At 59.4% G+C, this 3,420-nt stretch carries 4 protein-coding genes; 2 read left to right on the top strand and 2 right to left on the bottom strand.

Annotated features, from left to right (window positions below):
- Positions 1–195: 195 nt before the first annotated feature.
- Complete coding sequence (locus tag Q1J43_RS00480) at positions 196–1,125, bottom strand: hypothetical protein (RefSeq protein WP_301100317.1); 930 nt, start codon at positions 1,123–1,125, stop codon at positions 196–198.
- A 98-nt stretch (positions 1,126–1,223) separates the two neighbouring features.
- Here Q1J43_RS00480 and Q1J43_RS00475 point away from each other — a divergent pair, with 98 nt between their 5' ends.
- Positions 1,224–2,186 carry an LD-carboxypeptidase gene (locus Q1J43_RS00475; RefSeq protein WP_301100316.1) on the top strand — a complete coding sequence of 321 codons (963 nt, stop codon included), beginning with the start codon at positions 1,224–1,226 and terminating at the stop codon, positions 2,184–2,186.
- Here Q1J43_RS00475 and Q1J43_RS00470 read toward each other — a convergent pair.
- Entirely contained in the window at positions 2,101–2,784 is a 684-nt protein-coding gene (locus tag Q1J43_RS00470; protein ID WP_301100315.1) for an ankyrin repeat domain-containing protein, read from the bottom strand. The two genes, Q1J43_RS00475 and Q1J43_RS00470, sit on opposite strands and share 86 nt — an antisense overlap.
- Before the next feature lie 324 nt (positions 2,785–3,108).
- On the opposite strand from Q1J43_RS00470, the gene Q1J43_RS00465 reads away from it, so the two are divergent.
- Positions 3,109–3,420, top strand: a 312-nt coding sequence (locus tag Q1J43_RS00465; protein WP_301100314.1) for a hypothetical protein, incomplete at its 3' end; no start/stop codon positions are given.

Raw genomic sequence — 3,420 nt, 5'->3', positions numbered from 1 at the left:
TCGGACGTGAAAACCCTCTGCGCTGATGGTACTGTGCCTTAAGGCCCGGGAGAGTAAGTCGCTGCCAGGTCTTCAAGGCAGATAACGGAAAACACATTACAAACCATATCGCAAGTTTCCAAAAAGCGCCCTTCGGGCGCTTTTTTGTTGCCTGCGCACATCGCACGCATGTTGACGAAACGCGGCAGAGAGTCTCTATCCGGCTTTCTTCGCTGCCGTTCCTGCGCGGGCCGCGATGGCCTCGTCCATGGCGGCGAAGAAGGTGGCGTGGTTGGGACGCAATCCCCACGGATCGTTGGTGAAGAAGGATTGAAGGCGGGTGAAGGATTTGGCGTCGGTGCGGGCGACGTCGAACAGCGCCGCGTCCTGCATCAGATATTTGGCCGCCCACAGCTTCGGCGCGGCGAAATAGCTTTCGAGTTCGGCATAGGTTCCGGCGTCGATCAGGCCGCTGTCGCGCGATTTGGCGAAAAAGCCGAGATCGATGCTGTTCAGCGCTACCACCTTGACCTTGGCCGCCGCCAGCCGTTCCAGCCCGTTCGTTCCGCGACTGTTCAGGCAGACGGTACCGGCGCAGGCGACGTCGGCCTTTTGCAGGATCGGCAGCCACAGATCGAAATAGCTCGCGGCGTTGTTGATGAGGTCGGCGACATGCAGCGCGGTTTCGCCCGCCTTGATCCCCTGTTCGCAATAGAAACTTTGATCCTTGAACAGGAACAAATGCCGCGCCCCGCATTCGCGCGCAAATGGAATGGAAAACAGCCAGTCGCGCCGCTCGCCGCCCGACACCACGTCATAGCTTCCCGCCGGAAATGCCGCCTTCGCGGCGGCGGTCATGGCGGCGATGACCTGCCGATAGGCCGGATTCGCGTCATAGGCGGCGAGGATCGCGGCGTTGAGCTGCGCGGCGCGTTGCGCTGCGTCGGTCGTGCCGCCGACGATGGCGGTAATTTTGTTCAGCAAGGTCTCCGCCAGCTCAGGGCCGATCACCAGTTCCGTATTGACATAGAACGGGCCGGGTACAGAGGCGGCGTACCAGAACACGGGGCCGGTCTGGCGATTCCAGATGGAGACGGCCTTGGTTTCGTGGGTGAGCTTCAGGAGCGTCTGGGCTGGATCGGTCACTTTGGCCTCGCTTGCGTGTGTGGTAGCGTTTGGTCGGCGACTACTCTAGCCGCCGCCGTTCTGGAATCCAAGTCTCCGTTAGTCGAGGGGAGTCGTCGATGCCGCAGCTTTCCGCCCTAAATTTTCCGCCGCCGCTCAAGTCGGGTGGGACGGTCGGCCTTGTGGCGCCGGCGCGGTGGCCGCAGCCGGAATGGATTGAAATGACCAAGGCGATGCTGGCGAGGCGAGGCTATCGCGTGGCGACGCATCCGCAGACCGCGTTGCGGGATGGCCAGTTGGCGGGGAGCGACGCGGCGCGGATCGGGGCGCTTCACGACATGTTCGCCGATCCGGCCATCGACGCGGTGCTGTGCGTGCGCGGCGGCACGGGATCGACGCGGTTACTCGACGGGCTGGATTACGGCTTGATTGCGAGGAACCCCAAACCCTTCGTCGGTTTCTCGGATATTACCGCGCTGTTGCAGGCAATAACGCAGCGCTGCGGCTTCGTCACTTTCCACGGGCCGCTGGGTTGGAACTTCGCGCAACCTGATTGCGATCCGCGCACCGAGGCCGAACTTTTCGCGATGCTGGGGCCGCAACCGGCGGCGCGGGTTTTGCGCTTACTCGAAGTCGAGACTGCGCGCGCGGGGGAGGCAGAGGGCGTGTTGACGGGGGGCAACATTACCTTGCTGCAATATCTGATCGGTACGCCTTACGACTGGTCGGGTGACAGCGCGATTTTGTTCATCGAAGATGTCGACGAAGCGCTTTACAAGATCGACGCCAAGCTCAGGCAATTCAGCATGGCGGGGAAATTCCGCCATGTGCGCGCCGTGCTGGTGGGCGCGATGGTGGATATCGTCGATGGCGAAACCGGCCTGATGCGATCCGGCGAACAGCCCTATGGCCGCGACCTGCGCCAGATCGTCATGGAGCATGTGCCGCCGCATATCCCGCTGGCGTTTAACTTTCCCTGCGGCCATGCGCCCTATATCACGACGCTGCCGGTTGGAGCGCGGGTGAGGCTCCGCCTTGATGAACAGGGAGGCGAATTGCGGTTCCAGACGTCGCTTCTCTAGAGGGTTCGACGATGCCGTGTTGTGAAAGCATTTCTATCACGGCGTTGTGCCCATAAATTTTCGCAGTGCGCAAAGCCTGAGAGAGTTCACGGGGAATGTTCGTTCCTCCCTCTTCTTCCGGAAGGGCAAGCAGAATGCCAGAGCGGTTTGCTGCCAAGCCATTGTCCCGCTCTATACGCGACACAAGGGTATCAACGATCTCCGCTTCACCAAGCCGCGCCGCTAGTTGCAGCAGAGAAACGTCATCCCGATTTGTGACGTTAGCGTCAAAGCGCGTGTCTGCGATGATAACCTTTGCCGCCTGCGTATGGCCGCCATAAATTGCCCACCGGCAGGCTTTTTGCAGAAAATTGGGAACAGGATACGGGACTTCCGCGATGAGAAGGCTTACGACATCGGCATGGCCTTCCGCAGCGGCGCGTTGCAGCGCCTCGCTGGCGTACACGGCGTGGGCGCTTTTGTCCCTGCGAAGACCTTGCAAAAGATTGCGGACAATACCCACATGGCCGCGTTCTGCCGCCCATAAAAAGACCGCGCACGGAGCTGCGCCTTGGCGGCGGAATACTTGTCGGAGCGTCCGCACGAAAGCATCTGCCATTGATGTCTGCAATGCTGGGGGGTGGCGGGCAGATTTTTGCCGTATCCAGAATTAATAAAGGTATCCATTATCAAGAAATCTCCGTGAAATGATAACGTCCAAGGCGCTTTGGTTCAACAAAGCATGATCGATCCCGCACCGTAATGGTGTTTTGGTGAAAGAAAAAGCGGTTTTTGTCGCGGCATGCGCCGGACAATGTGTTGATTTTAAATAGATTTTTTGCGGGAAAATCGCTGGCGTGTCCGAAGCCGTGTCCGCATGCTGTTTTTCTAGGAAGAGGCCTGTATAGTCCGCAGGTAGGCACGCCGTTCATAGTGGGTTCTCATGCTTCAGCTTGTTTCGTCATGGATTGGTCCGGCCATTCTGGTTGCGTTGGGGCTGGCATATGCGGCGGTGTTTGCGGAGGAGAAGATCCGCTTGCGCAAATCAGTGCCCGTCATGACGGCGGCAGGGGTTATTTGGATTCTTGTCGCGATCGCATACCATCAGGAAGACCGCGCCGTTGAAGTCGCGGAGAAACTGCGGCATGTGCTGCTCGAATTTGCCGAGCTGTTCCTGTTTCTTTTATCGGCCATGAGCTTCGTCAACACGATGGTCGAACGCAACGTGTTCGAGGCTTTGCGCACGCGTCTGACG

Source organism: Propionivibrio sp., from assembly GCF_029255185.1.
Lineage (GTDB): Bacteria > Pseudomonadota > Gammaproteobacteria > Burkholderiales > Rhodocyclaceae > Propionivibrio.
The sequence above is the reverse complement of the archived record's forward strand: the minus strand, read 5'-3'. Positions and strand labels throughout refer to the sequence as shown.